Origin of the sequence: Serratia sp. CY37869 (assembly GCF_052168895.1) — a bacterium.
Taxonomy (GTDB): Bacteria; Pseudomonadota; Gammaproteobacteria; order Enterobacterales; family Enterobacteriaceae; genus Serratia; species Serratia ureilytica.
On sequence record NZ_JBJNLU010000001.1, the window covers coordinates 1,266,862 to 1,280,208 of the forward strand.

Genomic DNA, 13,347 nt, shown 5'->3' on the forward strand with positions numbered 1-13,347 from the left:
TAACCTTATCTGCCATTATTCATTTCAGCGCGTTCAGTCCGGCCCCTCATCGGGGGGCGGATAAGCAGCCACAAGCCGCTCCCCGCCGTTGCTGCGCCCAGCAGCATGGGCCAGGAAAGGGGCTCATCGAACATTAACCATGCCCAGCAGAAGGTGACGAAGGGGCTGAGGAACAGCAGGCTCGTCACACGCAATGCAGAGGTATGCCTAAGGCAGAACCAATACAAACCGTAACCGGCCAGGGTGGCCAAAAGCGCGGTCCAAAGCACGCCGATAACCAACCCTGTCGTCATGGTTGGCAGCAGCGGGCTTTCTGCGCCTGCCAGTGGGGCAAAAGCCAGCGCTGAAATCGCGCTTTGTATCCCCAACCTGGCGGGCAGGCTCACCGCTTGCGCTTGCGCCTGCGGCAGCCGTTGCTGCCACAGCGTCGCCAGTGCCAGTGACAGCATCCCCGCCAGCGGCAACAGGTAGCTCCACAATGGCGCACTTCCCCAGGAAATAGCACCGCCCGTCGCCAATATCACCCCGAGAGAGCCTAATGCCAGGCCGAGCCAGACGCGGCCATCGGGCAGCCGGCGTAGAAACAGCATGTTCAAGAGTGCGGTGCCGAGAGGGAGCAAATCGGCGATGAGCGCGGCCAACCCGGTCGGCACGCCGTACTCGATGCCTTTACTGACGCCGGTCAGGTATCCGGTCATGGCAAGCAGCCCGATCCCGGCATGAGCGGCTACCGACTGCGGCGAGGAGCGCCTGATGGCGCGAAGGCTAAACGGCATCAGCAGTAAAGCGACCACGACACAGCGCCAGAACGCCACCAGCAACACCGGCGCGTAATCGGCGGCGAAACGGATGCCGACAAAGCCCGAGCTCCAGGCGACGATCAGCAGGACTTCCGCTGCCGGCAACCAGACGGCGGCTTTGTCGCCCACCTTATCGCGGCAGGAAGGTGGACGAAATTCTGACAGGGGCATGGTGATCTTCTCCTTTTTCCCCAAGGGTAGTGAGCCGCTATAATTTAATAAATCGAATAATTTTCGTTCAGTTGTTTAATGGAGTTAAACCATGCGGCCAACCCTGGACATTAATCTTTTGCGCACTTTTCACGCTATCGCCCGTTTGGGGCAATTTCGTGCGGCGGCGACCTTTGTTCATCGCAGCCCAGCCGCGGTGAGCGTTCATATTCAGCGTCTGGAACAGGTCGTGGGCGGCCGCTTGCTGGAGCGCGACAATCAGTCCGTCGTGTTGACGCCCTTAGGCGACAAACTGCTGGCCTCGACGCTCGGGCTGTTGAATGCCCACGACGATATTCTGCGTGAGCTGCAGGGCGCACCGCTGAGTGGGCACATCAAGCTGGGAGTGCCTGATGAATACGCATCACATGTCATGCGCGATGTGCTGCCGGCGTTTGCCACCCGTTTTCCTGCGGTGATGCTGGAGGTTTCTACGGCCGCCAGCCAGGCGTTGGTTGAACAGATCGGACGCAACCGGCTACAGCTGGCGTTGGCGGTGCTGCCGATGGGGGGACTGCGCCAGATGCCGCTTGCGGTGACTGCGCCGGTTTGGGTTGGCTGCCGCCGGTTGGCGCTGGATATGGCCCAACCGATACCATTGGCGTTGCATGCCGCCGATTGCCCTTACCGAGAGGCTATGATCGATGCATTGAGCGGGGCGGGAAGGCATTGGCGAGTGGTTGTGAGCAGCCCTTCGGCCAGCGTGGTGGCTGCCGCCGTCGAGGCAGGATTGGCCGTCACGCTGCTCGACCGCGCACGCGTGACGGCGGCGATGCGGATCCTCGACGAATTGCCGTCGGTCGCTCCGCACGAAGTGCAGCTGCTGCGCTCTGCCGCTGCCGCCGGTCAATCGGCGGTGGCGATGCTGGAAAGCGTTATCGGTGAGTATTTCCGGGGCGGAACATGAATATCGACCGCGCGGGGAAGACGAACCGAGCGCGACGGTGACGCTGAGGTGTGGCTAGCGCCGGAAACGCCGTATAGCGGGGCGTTCCCGGTATTCGGAGGGCTGGAAATCAGAACACCTGTTTGAACGGCTTCACCGTCACGTCGGCGTAGACGCCGGCGGCGACGTACGGATCCTGCTGCGCCCAGGCCTGGGCTTCCGCCAGTGAGGCGAACTCGGCGATCACCGTTGAACCGGTGAAGCCGGCGGCGCCGGGATCGTTGCTGTCGATGGCCGGGTTGGGGCCGGCGACCACCAGACGGCCGGCGTCACGCAGCGCCTGCAGGCGCGCCAGATGTGCCGGGCGCACCGCCAGACGGTTTTCCAGTGAGTGGGGAACGTCTTGCGCGTAGATCAGATAAAGCATATTTCACCTGTAAAATCATGGCTATAAAACGGTGCTACCAAGGTAGCGCAAAAGGCGCGGCAGGGGAACGGCGCGCGGTGAATTTATGGGGGGGATTGGCGCTTATGCCTTGAAGCCGCTACTTTTTATTCGTATAGTGCGGCGCGCTTAAACAGATATGCCATTGAGGTGAGGACATGACGGAACTGGTAAGGGAAAAACTCGATTTGCCTGCGGGCAAAAGCAAACTGCTGCTGCATTCTTGCTGTGCGCCCTGTTCCGGCGAGGTGATGGAAGCGATCCAGGCGTCCGGCATCGAGTACGCTATTTTCTTCTATAACCCCAACATTCACCCGCAAAAAGAGTATTTGCTGCGTAAGGAAGAGAACATCCGTTTCGCCGAAAAGCACGGGGTGCCGATCATCGATGCCGATTATGACACCGACAACTGGTTCGAACGCGCCAAGGGCATGGAACATGAGCCGGAGCGCGGCATTCGCTGCACCATGTGCTTCGACATGCGTTTTGAGCGCACGGCGCTGTATGCGCATGAGCACGGTTACGACACCATCTCCAGCTCGCTCGGCATCTCGCGCTGGAAGAACATGCAGCAGATTACCGACTGCGGCATTCGGGCGGCGGAAAAGTATCCCGATCTGGTGTATTGGGATTACAACTGGCGCAAGAAGGGCGGCGCGGCCCGCATGATAGAGATCAGCAAGCGCGAACGCTTCTATCAGCAGGAATACTGCGGCTGCGTCTATTCGCTGCGCGACACCAACCTGCACCGCAAAGCGCAAGGGCGGCCGCTGATCAAACTGGGCGTGCTCTACTATGGTGATGAAGAATAACGCTTAATTACCGCAATCCACCCGCTACGGCGGGTTTTTTATTTTTTAGCGCCGTCTGAACGTTAACGAAGCGTGTTGATTCGGCGGTAAAAAAGCAACGTTCAGGTTAATATCCTTATGAGTTTGCTGGTTTTCGCCGCGGAGACTGACGATTAAAGCGATAGTTTGCCTTTCGTTATTGAATATGATTGCTATTTGCATTTAAACTTGGCGAACCAGAGGAAACAGAATCATTATGCCGCTAAAAAAGATGTTCCTTAATCGCCGTATATCCGTGCCTTTCGTCTTGTCCGTAGGCCTGCACAGCGCCCTGGTGGCGGGACTGCTTTACGCTTCGGTAAAAGAAGTGGTTGAGCTGCCAAAGCCTGAAGAGGCGCCGATCAGCGTCATGATGGTCAACACCGCCGCGATGGCTGAACCGCCGCCGCCTGCTCCGGCAGAACCGGAGCCGCCGCAGGTGGAACCTGAGCCGGAACCTGAACCAGAACCTATTGTGGAGCCGCCGCCGAAGGCGATTGTGAAACCGGAGCCGGTCAAGCCGAAACCGAAGCCCAAGCCAAAGCCGAAGGTAGAAAAACCGGTGAAACCGGAGCCGAAGAAGGTCGAGCCGCGCGAGCCTTCGCCGTTCAATAACGACTCGCCGGCCAAACCGATCGATAAAGCGCCGGTGAAACAAGCGCCCGCCGCGCCGGTACAGGGCAACTCGCGCGAGGTCGGGCCAAAACCGATCAGCCGTGCGGAACCGATTTATCCGCCGCGCGCCAGAGCCTTGCAGATCGAAGGCAACGTGCGGGTGCAGTTCGATGTCGACAGCGATGGCCGCGTGACCAACGTGCGCATCTTGTCGGCTGAGCCGCGCAACATGTTCGAGCGTGAAGTGAAACAGGCGCTGCGCAAATGGCGGTATCAAGCCAAAGAAGCGAAGGATCTTATCGTCAATATTCGTTTCAAGCTGAACGGCACCACCGAAATGAACTGATTTCGGTTTGCGCCAAGAAAAAAAGGGTCGCCTCGGCGACCCTTTTTGCATTTGCGGCGCAGCCGCAGGCTTACTCTTCGAAGCCGACGCGGAAATTCATTTTACCCTCAGGCAGCGCGCGCGAGTTGCCTTCCGCATCGACCGCCACGTAGGTGAACACCGCTTCGGTCGCCCGGTAGCGTTGGCCGATTGGGGCGGAGGAGACTTTCTTTACCCACACTTCGATATTGATGGTGATCGAGCTGCGCCCGGTGCGGATGCAGTGCGCATAGCAGCAAACCACGTCGCCTACCGCCACCGGTTTCAGGAAGGTCATGCCGTCTACGCGTACCGTCACTACGCGCCCCTCGGCGATCTCTTTTGCCTGGATGGCGCCGCCGATGTCCATTTGCGACATCAGCCAGCCGCCGAAAATATCGCCGTTGGCATTGGTATCGGCCGGCATCGCCAGCGTGCGCAGCACCAGCTCGCCGCTGGGTAAAGGTCGTTGTTGTGTCATAGCAGTCTGCTTTTAAAAGGAGGGAATCACATCATACTGCCCGCGGCAAGCGCCGCAGGCATTAACAAATTTGTAACTATTTTTTCTGTTCTGCCGGCATGTGCCGGTAAATATAGATGCCGCTGAGCAGGGTGAATACCAGCGTCAGCACCGTCAGGCCAAAGACTTTGAAATTGACCCAGACGCTTTGCGGCAGCCAGAAGGCGACATAGATGTTCGCCAGGCCGCAGGCCAGGAAGAAGAGCGCCCAGGCCAGGTTGAGATTGCTCCACACTTTGTCCGGCAGCGTCAGCTCTTTGCCCAGCATGCGCTGAACCAGCGGCTTTTTGAGCACCCACTGGCTGATCAGCAGCGCCAGCGCGAACAGCGCGTAAATCACCGTCACTTTCCACTTGATGAATAAATCGTTGTGGAACACCAGCGTCAGGGTGCCGAACACCAGCACCATCAGGAAGGTGATCAGCGTCATCTTCTCGACCTTGCGGTATTTCACCCAGGTGAACACCAGCGCCAGCGCGGTGGCGACGATCAATGCGCCGGAAGCGACGTAAATGTCGTACAGCTTGTAAAAAGCGAAAAAGACAATTAACGGGAGGAAATCAAGAAACTGCTTCATAAATCAATCCATCATCTGTTCATCGGCCGACTATACCGGATTCGGCGAGTTCTGTGTACCGCCGGGCGCTGCCGATTATCGGCGTTTGGCCGGCGGATTTCTGCCGCGAAAGCAGGAATTTGCATAAACTTACGCAAGAAAGCACGGGCGCATTGCCAGCGCTGGCCGCAGATCGCATAGTAAGTGCCATAATAACCAGATAATTTACCGCGGAAAACAGCATGCAGTGGAAATCTCTCCAGGCCCTGACGCCTGGTTTGACGCATTTATTGGGCTATCAACGCAGTTGGCTCAAACCGGATATGCGCGCCGGTCTTTCCGTCGCCGCCGTCGCCTTGCCGGTGGCCATCGCCTATGCCGAACTGGCCGGGGTTAGCCCGGTGGTGGGGCTTTATTCCTGTATCTTGCCGATGGTGGCCTATGCGCTGTTCGGTTCGTCACGCCAGCTGATCGTCGGGCCCGATGCCGCCACCTGTGCGGTGATCGCCGCGGTGGTGACGCCGCTGGCGGCGGGCAATATGGAACGCCATTGGCAGTTGACCATCATGATGACCGCGATGATGGGCGGCTGGTGCCTGTTGGCCAGCCGGTTCAAGCTGGGGGCGCTGGCGGATCTGCTGTCGCGGCCGATCCTCAGCGGGCTGCTGAACGGCGTGGCGCTGACCATCATCGTCGATCAGATCGGCAAGGTGTTGGGGTTCACAGTGCGCCCGGCGCAGCTGATCGAGCGCATCTACGCGCTGCCGGCCAACCTGTTGCACAGCGACTGGCTGACGATGGCGGTGTCCTTGCTGACGCTGGTGACGCTGCTCGGATTTAAAAAATGGCGGCCTAACTGGCCGGCGCCGCTGTTCGCCATCGTGCTGGCGGCGTTCGTCACCTGGGCGGGCGGATTGCAGCAGTATGGCGTGGTGACGGTGGGCGGTTTCAGCGGCGTGTTGCCGATCGTCCAGTGGCCGGACTTTCAGCCCGGGCTGCTGCGCGACATGGTGATCCCGGCGCTCAACCTGGCGGTCGTGAGCTTTGTCAGCATGATGCTGACCGCCCGCAGTTTCGCGGCCAAAAATGGCTATGAGGTCAACGCTGACGCTGAGTTTCGCGCGCTGGGGATGGTGAATATCGTCTCCGCATTGTCGCAAGGCTTCGCCATCAGCGGGGCGGATTCGCGCACCGCGGTGAATGACGCCAACGGCGGCAAGAGCCAGCTCGTGTCGATCATCGCCGCCGCGGTGATCGCTTTCGTCTTGCTGTTCCTGATGGCGCCGCTGCAGTTTATTCCGGTGGCGGGATTGGGCGTGGTGCTGATGTATGCGGCCTGGTCGCTGCTGGATTTTCGCGGCATCTGGATCTTGCGCCGCCGCAACGCGCAGGCTTTTCGCCTGGCGATATTTACCTTCCTCAGCGTCTTGTTGGTCGGGGTGATCAGCGGCATCGGGCTGGCGGTATTGCTGGGGCTGATGCAGTTTCTGCACACCGTCTTTCGGCCGACGGAACAGCTGCTGGGCGTTAACGACGAAGGCATGATCCATTCCATGGGCAACAACAATGGGGTGAAGGCGGTGCCCGGCGTCATGATGTATCGCTTCAATTCGCCGCTGACCTACTTCAACGTGGCCTACTTCAAACGCCGCATTCTCAATTTGGTCGACAGTACGCCATTCCAGCCGCGCTGGGTGGTGGTGGACGCGGTGGCCAGCTTTACCCATGCCGATATCAGCGTGCTGGCGGCCATCGACGAACTGAAACGCGATCTGTTGCAGCGTAACGTCAAACTGGTGCTGGCCGGGCGCCGCACTGAACTGACGCGCTGGTTCCGCATCAATCGGTTGGGGCGGGACAAGGAGCTGATTTTGGTGCCGGATCTCTATCTGGCGCTGAAGCTGATTCAGAGTAAGGAACAGGCGGAAGCCGCCGCGGTGGGGTAAACAAAAAGGGGCGCGCCGAAGCGTGCCCCTTGGGTTTTGGTTGCGTCGGCGTTAGCCGCGCAGCAGCATATACAAACGGAACAGATAGATCAGCAGCAGGGCGGAGACCAGGTTGCTTAACGCGGTCAGCACGACGCTGGCCACGTTCGGCGTCAGCACTGACAGATGGCTCACTAAAAACAGCACCAGCAGCTTGGCCGCCAACCACAGCATCATCGCCGGCACAATCACGCGCGCATTGGCGAAGGCCAATTTGCTGCTCAGCTTGAGCGAAGCGAAGACGCCTTTCTTGTCGACGGAGGCGATCACTGGCGCCAACGCGAAGGCGATAGCCATGATCACGCCCGGCACCACGAACAGCGTCAGGCCGAGCTGGATCAGCAAGGTGCAGATAAACAGCAGCAGCAGCAGGCGCGGCAGATCGGGCGCCGAGGCGCCGAGCGCGCGCAGGGCGCTGGTGCGTTGCCCCTGAGACACCAGACGGATCAACGTCAGCATCCCCCCGACCAGCAGCACGTTGCCGACCAGCGCGGAGAATGTGGCGGCGGCCGACACTTTCAGCAACACCATCTGCTGTTCCGGCGTCATCTGCTGGATCACGTCCTGAATGCCCATGCCGGTCGACGACGCGAAATCGCTGGTGGAGGCGGCCAGCGTCGCCAACTGTTCGGCATCGGGGCTGAAAGCTTGGTTCAGCAGCACCGAGATAAACGCCGTCAACAGCGCCAGCATCAGGATGCTGGCCAGTTGATTGCGTAAAAAGTTAAAACTGTCACGGTACAAAGCGTTGGCCGTGATAGGCATGCAGACTCCTTGGCGTCGAGAAAACAGAGATAAATCAGTGGGTGATTGTACCCTGTTCCACGCCGCTGTGGCACCCCGCGAATTGCACTACGTCTATTTCTTCAACGATCGTCGTCTCAGGCAGCGACAGCGGCAAGGGCACCGGCAAGGGGGGCAGGCCGTAGCGTTCTCGAGCGCGATCGCAGGCTTCGTTGCGCAGGCCGTTTTCACCGGACTGATCGAACTCTCTGCACGGGCTTGGCCGATTAAGATAAATCGAGCACGACACGGCTTTGCCAATCTCGCCGTCCAGCGCGGTGCAGCGCGGAGACTTGCTGTTGGTCCCCTGCATGCAGCGCAGGAACGGGGTCAGAGGCTCCGTCAGGGAAAGGGGAACGGTGCCGCCGCCGTCTTCGGCCTCGGCCCAATAGAATGACACTCGAAAATAACCGCAGCATGCGCCGCAGCTGACACAGGGATTAAGGATTTCGCTCATCTTGATTGCCCGCCGACTCCTCACGGCACCAACCAAAACCAACACGGAAGATGAAATTACCTCAGCCGTATTTTTTTCCGCAACTGAAATTTGAACATGCAGATAATTTGCAACAAAATCGTTTTTTTGATGCAGATCAATCCTTGATTTATTAAGCGGTTAGGTAACCTTGTTTTTGGTGGGATTTTAAAATTTTACACATAAGATGTGATCTCGATGGGATCACAAATACCCGAAAGTAGGTATATTCCCCCTCGAGAGATTAACCACACAAATGGAATGGATAATGAAAAAGACAACTCTGGTGGTATTGGCGACGATGATGGCGCCTATGTTGGCAAGTGCGCATCAGGCCGGTGATTTCCTGTTCCGTGCGGGCACCGCGACGGTGCGTCCAAATGCGGGCTCGGACAACGTATTGGGTTTGGGATCGCTGGATGCGAAAAACAATACCCAGCTCGGTTTGACCTTCGGTTATATGGTGACGGACAACATCGGCGTTGAGTTGTTGGCCGCGACACCGTTCCGCCACAAGGTTACCCTGGGCGGCACCGATCTGGCGACCGTTCATCAACTGCCGCCTACGCTGATGGCGCAATACTACTTCGGTGACAAGCAGGACAAACTGCGTCCTTATCTGGGCGTCGGCGTTAACTACACCACTTTCTTCGACGAGAAGTTCAACGACTACGGCAAAAGCGCCGGGTTGAGCAACCTCGATCTGAAAGACTCCTGGGGCGTGGCGGCACAGGCCGGTCTGGATTACAACCTGGATGAGCACTGGATGCTGAACATGTCGGTGTGGTGGATGAACATCGAAACCAAAACGCGTTTCAACGACGCGAACGGTGGGCACCACAGCTTCGATACGCGTTTGGATCCGTGGGTGTTTATGTTTGGGGCGGGTTATCGCTTCTGATGAAGGCCGCAAACAGGGAGGCATTGCGCCTCCCTGTGTCGGTATTATTTAACCTGCATGACGTTCTCAACAGATTTCACGCCGGCCACGCCGCGTGTGACCTGCACCGCACGGTTGGCGTCATCGCTTGACGTCACGAAGCCGCTCAACTGCACGCGTCCTTTAAAGGTTTCCACGCTGATTTCGCGCGACTTGATGTTTTTATCCGCCAGCAGCGCCGATTTCACTTTGGTGGTGACCACGGTGTCATCGATATAACCGCCTGTTCCCTCTGATTTCGCCGTCGGTGCGCAAGCGCTCACCGCGACCGCCACAACGGCTGCCATGCACAAGGCCGAAAGGGTTTTAAACAGCTTCATAAATTACTCTCCATGCAATGTTATGGTTGAAATTCGATGCGGTTTTTTCGCCGCAGCGAGCGCATTCCCCAAATCAAACGAAGAAATGCATAGCGAACAATGTTTATTGTGAGACAAGACGCGGGTTTGTTCAAATTTTTGCTGTAAATAAATAGAACAAACTTTTAGGGGAAACAAGCTGTTAAGGCGAGCGCCGGCAAGGCGCTCGCCGAAGGGGATCACGCGCGGGTCGCGTGTTTCATCGCGCTGACGAAGGCCGCCAGCTTGGTCAGCATTTCCGCCGGGTTGGCATGGTGCCGTTCGATGATTTTGACGATTGCCGATCCGGAGATGGCGCCGGCGGCGCCGGCCTGCAGCGCAGCCTTCACCTGCTCGGGCTCGGAGATGCCGAAGCCCTGCAGCGGCGGAGCGGCGTGATACTCGCGCAGCTTGTTCACCAGGTGATGCAGCGGCAACTGCGCCCGGCTTTCGGTGCCGGTGACGCCGGAACGCGACAGCAGGTAGGTGTAGCCGCGACCGTGCGACGCGATTTCACGCAGCAGATCGTCATCGGCGTTCGGCGGGCAAATGAAGATGGGCGCGATACCGTGGCGCACGGCCGCGGCGCGGAACGGCGCCGATTCTTCAAACGGCACGTCGGCGACCAACACTGAATCCACGCCCACTTCCGCACAGCGTTGGTAAAAAGCATCGATGCCTTTATGGAACACCAAATTGGCGTACATCAGCAGGCCGATGGGAATGGTCGGGTGCTTCTGACGAATGGCCGCCAGCAGCTCGAAACACTGGGTCGGCGTAACGCCGGCGGCGAAGGCACGCAGCGTCGCGCTCTGGATGGTTGGGCCATCCGCCAACGGATCGGAGAAGGGGATACCCAGCTCCAGCGCGTCCGCGCCGGCTTCGATTAGGGTGTCGATAATCTGCAGCGACAGCGCCGGATTAGGATCGCCCAGCGTCACGAACGGGACGAAGGCGCCTTCCTTGCTGCTTTCCAGACGCGTGAACAGTTGCTGATAACGTTCCATCAGATTTCTCCCCGTGCTTTCAAAATGTCGTGAACGGTAAATATGTCTTTGTCGCCGCGGCCGGACAGGTTGACCACCAGGATTTGCTCTTTTTGCGGCGTTTCACGGATCATTTTCAGCGCGTGCGCCAGGGCGTGTGAAGATTCCAGCGCCGGGATGATGCCTTCATGGCGCGACAGCGCTTTGAACGCCTCCAACGCTTCGTCGTCGGTGATCGACACGTATTCGGCGCGACCGGTGCTGTTCAGGTAGGCGTGTTGCGGCCCGACGGACGGGAAGTCCAGCCCGGCGGAGATTGAATAGGATTCTTCAATCTGGCCTTCGGCGGTCTGCATCATCGGCGCCTTCATGCCGAAATAGATGCCGACGTGGCCATGCTTGAGCGGTGCGCCGTGCTGGCCGGTTTCGATGCCCAGACCGGCGGGTTCCACGCCGATCAGCCCAACGTCGGCGTTATCGATAAAATCGGCGAACATGCCGATGGCGTTGGAGCCGCCGCCGACGCAGGCGATGACCGCATCCGGTAGGCGGCCTTCGCGCTCCAGCACCTGCGCTTTGGTCTCTTCGCCAATCATGCGCTGGAATTCACGCACGATGGTGGGGTACGGGTGCGGGCCGGCCGCGGTGCCGAGCATATAGTGTGCGGTTTCATAACTGCCGGACCAGTCGCGCAACGCTTCGTTGCAGGCGTCTTTCAGCGTGGCGGAGCCGCTGTGCACCGGGATCACTTCCGCGCCCATCAGCCGCATGCGGAACACGTTCGGCGACTGGCGCTCAACGTCTTTGGCGCCCATATAGATACGGCATTTCAGGCCGAGCAGCGCGCAGGCCAGCGCCGACGCGACGCCGTGTTGGCCGGCGCCGGTTTCCGCGATGATCTCGGTTTTGCCCATGCGCTTGGCCAGCAGGGCCTGGCCCAGCACCTGGTTGGTCTTGTGCGCGCCGCCGTGCAGCAGATCTTCCCGCTTCAGATAGAGCTTAGTGTTGCTGCCGGCGGTGAGATTTTTGCACAGCGTCAGCGCCGTAGGGCGGCCCGCGTAGTTCTTCAACAGATCGATGAATTCCGCCTGAAACGCCGGATCGCGCTGAGCGCTGACAAAGGCTTCTTCGAGTTGTTTCAGGGCCGGCATCAGAATTTGCGGTACGTATTGACCACCAAATTCGCCGAAGTAGGGGTTAAGCAGCGTCATGAGAGTTCCCGTCATTATCCGTTATTAATGTAGAGCCGTATTCAGTAAGCGCGCAGGGTTTGGAAGACCGAGGCCAGGCGCGCGGGATCTTTGATACCCGGTTCGCTTTCCACGCCGGAATTGAAGTCCAGCCCGGCGCAGCCGAGCTTGGCCGCTTCGACGCAGTTGTCGGCGCGCAGACCGCCCGCCAGCATAACGTTGGTCAGATCTTCGCCTTGCAATACCGACCAGTCGAAGCGTTGGCCGGTGCCGCCTGCGCCGTTGTCCAGCAGATAGCGATCGACATGCTGCAGATCGCGCGCCGGCACCTGTTCTTTCACGCTCAGCGCTTTCCAGATGCGGCAATCGGCCGGCAAGCGGGCGCGCAGGGCGCTGATATAGGCCTGGTCCTCCGCGCCGTGCAGTTGCACCGCCTGCAGACCGAGGCGCTCTACGGTCAGCGCCACGGTATCAAGCTGGGCGTCGCAGAAGACGCCGACGTACTTCAGCGGCGCGCCGGAAATGACTTCGCGGGCGCGGACGATATCCACATAGCGCGGCGAGCGGCCGACGAAAATCAATCCGCCGTAGATGGCGCCGGCCTGATACGCGGCGGCGGCGTCCTGTGGGCGAGTCAGGCCGCACACTTTATTGTCGCCCAGGATCACACGGCGCACGGCGGCGCGCAGATCGGGTTCCGACATCAGCGCGCTGCCGATCAGGAAACCGTTGGCGTAGTGGCTGAGCTCGCGGATCTGCCCGTAATTGTTGATGCCCGACTCGCTGATCACCGTCACCCCATGCGGCACGCGCGGCGCCAACTGCCGGGTGCGGTCCAGATCGATGCTCAGATCGCGCAGATCGCGGTTATTGATGCCGACCACGCGGGCTTCCAGCGCGATCGCCCGCTGCAGCTCTTCTTCACTGATCACTTCGGTCAGCACGCCCATATTGAGGCTGTGGGCCACCGCCGCCAGCTGGCGGTACTGTTCGTCGGTCAACACCGACAGCATCAGCAGGATAGCGTCGGCCTGATAGTAGCGCGCCAGGTAAATCTGATACGGGTCGATGATAAAGTCTTTGCACAACACCGGTTGGCTGACGGTTTTGCTCACCAGCGGCAGGAAATCAAAGCTGCCCTGGAAGTATTTCTCGTCGGTCAGCACCGAGATCGCCGAGGCGAAATCTTTATAGACCGTGGCGATCTCCACCGGATCAAAGTTCTCGCGAATCAGCCCCTTGGAAGGCGAGGCCTTCTTGCATTCGAGAATGAAAGCCGTACGGGTGCCCTGCAGCGCGTGGTAGAAGCTGCGTTCGCTCGGTACGATGTCATTCTGAAAGCCGGCCAGGGGCTGTTGCTGTTGTCGCGCCGCGATCCATTGCGCTTTGTCGCGGACAATCTTGTGTAGCACGGTTTCCTGCAT

15 protein-coding genes are annotated in these 13,347 nt (G+C 59.2%); 5 read left to right on the forward strand and 10 right to left on the reverse strand.

The window, feature by feature from the left end:
* Nucleotides 1-5: 5 nt before the first annotated feature.
* Entirely contained in the window at nucleotides 6-971 is a 966-nt protein-coding gene (locus ACJ8J1_RS06115; protein WP_033643285.1) for a DMT family transporter, read from the reverse strand.
* Between the two features lie 91 nt (nucleotides 972-1,062).
* On the opposite strand from ACJ8J1_RS06115, the gene ACJ8J1_RS06120 reads away from it, so the two are divergent.
* Complete coding sequence (locus ACJ8J1_RS06120; protein ID WP_033643284.1) at nucleotides 1,063-1,917, forward strand: LysR family transcriptional regulator; 855 nt, start codon at nucleotides 1,063-1,065, stop codon at nucleotides 1,915-1,917.
* Nucleotides 1,918-2,026: 109 nt separating this feature from the next.
* On the opposite strand, the gene ACJ8J1_RS06125 is transcribed toward ACJ8J1_RS06120, so the two are convergent.
* The gene (locus ACJ8J1_RS06125; RefSeq protein ID WP_033643283.1) at nucleotides 2,027-2,323 is read right to left on the reverse strand and encodes a YciI family protein; all 297 of its coding nucleotides are present in this window, start codon (nucleotides 2,321-2,323) and stop codon (nucleotides 2,027-2,029) included.
* Nucleotides 2,324-2,499: 176 nt separating this feature from the next.
* Here ACJ8J1_RS06125 and ACJ8J1_RS06130 point away from each other — a divergent pair, with 176 nt between their 5' ends.
* On the forward strand, nucleotides 2,500-3,153 hold the full coding sequence (locus tag ACJ8J1_RS06130; protein ID WP_033643282.1) for an epoxyqueuosine reductase QueH: 654 nt from the start codon (nucleotides 2,500-2,502) through the stop codon (nucleotides 3,151-3,153).
* Between the two features lie 235 nt (nucleotides 3,154-3,388).
* Nucleotides 3,389-4,132 carry a TonB system transport protein TonB gene (tonB, locus tag ACJ8J1_RS06135; RefSeq protein ID WP_033643281.1) on the forward strand — a complete coding sequence of 248 codons (744 nt, stop codon included), beginning with the start codon at nucleotides 3,389-3,391 and terminating at the stop codon, nucleotides 4,130-4,132.
* 70 nt (nucleotides 4,133-4,202) lie between these two features.
* Here the strand turns inward: tonB and yciA are convergent, their stop codons facing one another.
* Both yciA and ACJ8J1_RS06145 read right to left on the reverse strand, forming a co-directional pair.
* Complete coding sequence (gene yciA / locus ACJ8J1_RS06140) at nucleotides 4,203-4,631, reverse strand: acyl-CoA thioester hydrolase YciA (protein WP_004932085.1); 429 nt, start codon at nucleotides 4,629-4,631, stop codon at nucleotides 4,203-4,205.
* Nucleotides 4,632-4,707: 76 nt separating this feature from the next.
* Entirely contained in the window at nucleotides 4,708-5,247 is a 540-nt protein-coding gene (locus tag ACJ8J1_RS06145; protein ID WP_033643280.1) for a septation protein A, read from the reverse strand.
* A 221-nt stretch (nucleotides 5,248-5,468) separates the two neighbouring features.
* On the opposite strand from ACJ8J1_RS06145, the gene ACJ8J1_RS06150 reads away from it, so the two are divergent.
* On the forward strand, nucleotides 5,469-7,172 hold the full coding sequence (locus ACJ8J1_RS06150; protein ID WP_033643279.1) for a SulP family inorganic anion transporter: 1,704 nt from the start codon (nucleotides 5,469-5,471) through the stop codon (nucleotides 7,170-7,172).
* A 51-nt stretch (nucleotides 7,173-7,223) separates the two neighbouring features.
* Here the strand turns inward: ACJ8J1_RS06150 and ACJ8J1_RS06155 are convergent, their stop codons facing one another.
* Nucleotides 7,224-7,976, reverse strand: a complete 753-nt coding sequence (locus tag ACJ8J1_RS06155) for a YciC family protein (RefSeq protein WP_033643278.1) — start codon at nucleotides 7,974-7,976, stop codon at nucleotides 7,224-7,226.
* Between the two features lie 34 nt (nucleotides 7,977-8,010).
* Entirely contained in the window at nucleotides 8,011-8,451 is a 441-nt protein-coding gene (locus ACJ8J1_RS06160) for a YkgJ family cysteine cluster protein (protein WP_033643277.1), read from the reverse strand.
* Nucleotides 8,452-8,737: 286 nt separating this feature from the next.
* On the opposite strand from ACJ8J1_RS06160, the gene ompW reads away from it, so the two are divergent.
* Nucleotides 8,738-9,370, forward strand: coding sequence for an outer membrane protein OmpW (gene ompW / locus ACJ8J1_RS06165; RefSeq protein WP_019452715.1), 633 nt, complete (start codon nucleotides 8,738-8,740; stop codon nucleotides 9,368-9,370).
* Nucleotides 9,371-9,414: 44 nt separating this feature from the next.
* On the opposite strand, the gene ACJ8J1_RS06170 is transcribed toward ompW, so the two are convergent.
* From ACJ8J1_RS06170 to trpCF, 4 genes are all read right to left on the reverse strand, one after another.
* Nucleotides 9,415-9,729, reverse strand: a complete 315-nt coding sequence (locus ACJ8J1_RS06170; RefSeq protein ID WP_016927515.1) for a BON domain-containing protein — start codon at nucleotides 9,727-9,729, stop codon at nucleotides 9,415-9,417.
* A 218-nt stretch (nucleotides 9,730-9,947) separates the two neighbouring features.
* Nucleotides 9,948-10,754: a tryptophan synthase subunit alpha gene (gene trpA, locus ACJ8J1_RS06175; RefSeq protein WP_047574957.1), complete on the reverse strand. Its 807-nt coding sequence runs from the start codon at nucleotides 10,752-10,754 to the stop codon at nucleotides 9,948-9,950.
* A complete protein-coding gene (trpB, locus tag ACJ8J1_RS06180) occupies nucleotides 10,754-11,944 on the reverse strand; it encodes a tryptophan synthase subunit beta (protein ID WP_033643274.1) in 1,191 nt (396 codons plus the stop codon). Before trpB ends, trpA begins: the two co-directional genes overlap by 1 nt.
* Nucleotides 11,945-11,985: 41 nt before the next feature.
* Complete coding sequence (trpCF, locus tag ACJ8J1_RS06185; protein WP_169539684.1) at nucleotides 11,986-13,347, reverse strand: bifunctional indole-3-glycerol-phosphate synthase TrpC/phosphoribosylanthranilate isomerase TrpF; 1,362 nt, start codon at nucleotides 13,345-13,347, stop codon at nucleotides 11,986-11,988.

Coding starts and splice junctions, on each gene's coding strand:
- ACJ8J1_RS06150 (WP_033643279.1), top strand. CDS start 5,469: ATGCAGTGGAAATCTCTCCAGGCCCTGACGCCTGGTTTGACGCATTTA.
- ACJ8J1_RS06155 (WP_033643278.1), bottom strand. CDS start 7,976: ATGCCTATCACGGCCAACGCTTTGTACCGTGACAGTTTTAACTTTTTA.
- ACJ8J1_RS06125 (WP_033643283.1), bottom strand. CDS start 2,323: ATGCTTTATCTGATCTACGCGCAAGACGTTCCCCACTCACTGGAAAAC.
- trpA (WP_047574957.1), bottom strand. CDS start 10,754: ATGGAACGTTATCAGCAACTGTTCACGCGTCTGGAAAGCAGCAAGGAA.
- trpB (WP_033643274.1), bottom strand. CDS start 11,944: ATGACGCTGCTTAACCCCTACTTCGGCGAATTTGGTGGTCAATACGTA.
- ACJ8J1_RS06120 (WP_033643284.1), top strand. CDS start 1,063: ATGCGGCCAACCCTGGACATTAATCTTTTGCGCACTTTTCACGCTATC.
- yciA (WP_004932085.1), bottom strand. CDS start 4,631: ATGACACAACAACGACCTTTACCCAGCGGCGAGCTGGTGCTGCGCACG.
- ompW (WP_019452715.1), top strand. CDS start 8,738: ATGAAAAAGACAACTCTGGTGGTATTGGCGACGATGATGGCGCCTATG.
- ACJ8J1_RS06160 (WP_033643277.1), bottom strand. CDS start 8,451: ATGAGCGAAATCCTTAATCCCTGTGTCAGCTGCGGCGCATGCTGCGGT.
- ACJ8J1_RS06170 (WP_016927515.1), bottom strand. CDS start 9,729: ATGAAGCTGTTTAAAACCCTTTCGGCCTTGTGCATGGCAGCCGTTGTG.
- ACJ8J1_RS06115 (WP_033643285.1), bottom strand. CDS start 971: ATGCCCCTGTCAGAATTTCGTCCACCTTCCTGCCGCGATAAGGTGGGC.
- trpCF (WP_169539684.1), bottom strand. CDS start 13,347: ATGCAGGAAACCGTGCTACACAAGATTGTCCGCGACAAAGCGCAATGG.
- ACJ8J1_RS06145 (WP_033643280.1), bottom strand. CDS start 5,247: ATGAAGCAGTTTCTTGATTTCCTCCCGTTAATTGTCTTTTTCGCTTTT.
- ACJ8J1_RS06130 (WP_033643282.1), top strand. CDS start 2,500: ATGACGGAACTGGTAAGGGAAAAACTCGATTTGCCTGCGGGCAAAAGC.
- tonB (WP_033643281.1), top strand. CDS start 3,389: ATGCCGCTAAAAAAGATGTTCCTTAATCGCCGTATATCCGTGCCTTTC.